Annotated in this window: 1 rRNA gene; it reads left to right on the plus strand. The window is 56.0% G+C overall.

What is annotated here, in order from left to right:
* Window positions 1-47: 47 nt before the first annotated feature.
* Window positions 48-1,746 (plus strand): 23S ribosomal RNA (locus B9C43_RS55300); the annotation flags it as partial.

Below are 1,746 nucleotides of genomic sequence, written 5' to 3' on the forward strand. Positions count from 1 at the left end.
TCTGGTGTGGTGTTTGAGAACTGTACAGTGGATGCGAGCATCTTTGTGGTCAAGTTATTAAGGGCACATGGTGGATGCCTTGGCATCAGGAGCCGATGAAGGACGTGGGAGGCTGCGATATGCCTCGGGGAGCTGTCAACCGAGCTGTGATCCGAGGATTTCCGAATGGGGAAACCCGGCACCCGTTATGGGGTGTCACCTGCACCTGAATATATAGGGTGTGTGGAGGGAACGCGGGGAAGTGAAACATCTCAGTACCCGTAGGAAGAGAAAACAACCGTGATTCCGTGAGTAGTGGCGAGCGAAAGCGGATGAGGCTAAACCTACTGCGTGTGATACCTGACAGGGGTTGCGTAGTGGGGGTCGTGGGACCCACTGGCTAGGGCTGTCAACCTGGCGGAGAGTCATAAAACGTTGTTGCTAGTTGAACTGGTTTGGAAAACCGGACCGTAGAGGGTGAAAGTCCCGTAAGCGAAAGCGCGACGTCTCTTTTGGTGGTGTTCCCGAGTAGCAGCGAGCTCGTGGAATTTGCTGTGAATTTGGCGGGACCACCCGTTAAGCCTAAATACTTCCTGGTGACCGATAGCGGACTAGTACCGTGAGGGAAAGGTGAAAAGTACCCCGGGAGGGGAGTGAAAGAGTACCTGAAACCGTGTGCCTACAAGCCGTCAGAGCCTTGTGGGGTGATGGCGTGCCTTTTGAAGAATGAGCCTGCGAGTTAGTGCTGCGTGGCGAGGTTAACCCGTGTGGGGTAGCCGTAGCGAAAGCGAGTCTGAATAGGGCGTTGAGTCGCGTGGTCTAGACCCGAAGCGGAGTGATCTACCCATGGCCAGGGTGAAGCGCCGGTAAGACGGTGTGGAGGCCCGAACCCACCAGGGTTGAAAACCTGGGGGATGAGCTGTGGGTAGGGGTGAAAGGCCAATCAAACTCCGTGATAGCTGGTTCTCCCCGAAATGCATTTAGGTGCAGCGTCGTGTGTTTCTCGTCGGGGGTAGAGCACTGGATGGTCTAGGGGGCCTACAAGCTTACCAAAATCAACCAAACTCCGAATACCGATGAGTGAGAGCGCGGCAGTGAGACTGTGGGGGATAAGCTTCATAGTCGAGAGGGAAACAGCCCAGAACACCAGCTAAGGCCCCTAAGTGTGCGCTAAGTGGGAAAGGATGTGGGGTCGCCCAGACAACCAGGAGGTTGGCTTAGAAGCAGCCATCCTTGAAAGAGTGCGTAATAGCTCACTGGTCAAGTGGTCCTGCGCCGACAATGTAGCGGGGCTTAAGCGTACCGCCGAAGCTGTGTCATTCACACATATACATCCACTTCCATCTTCGGATGGTTGTGTAGTGGTGTGGATGGGTAGGGGAGCGTCCTGCACCCCTGGAAGCGGCGACGTAAGTCAGCCGTGGAGGGTGTGGGAGTGAGAATGCAGGCATGAGTAGCGAAAGCAGAGTGAGAACCTCTGCCGCCGGATGACCAAGGGTTCCTGGGCCAGGCTAATCCGCCCAGGGTAAGTCGGGACCTAAGGCGAGGCCGACAGGCGTAGTCGATGGACAACGGGTTGATATTCCCGTACCCGCGTGAACGCGCCCATGATGAGGCGGTTGATGCTAACCACCCAAAGCGGTGTTTGGAGCCTTCGGGCGAAAAGCATTGTGGAGCGTGGGACCCGATTCCGTATTAGTCAAGCGATGGGGTGACGCAGGAAGGTAGTTCCGCCAGTGAGTGGATGTACTGGTGTAAGCGTGTAGG

The sequence above is a fragment of the Kibdelosporangium aridum genome, from assembly GCF_900176515.1.
Taxonomy (GTDB): Bacteria; Actinomycetota; Actinomycetes; order Mycobacteriales; family Pseudonocardiaceae; genus Kibdelosporangium; species Kibdelosporangium aridum.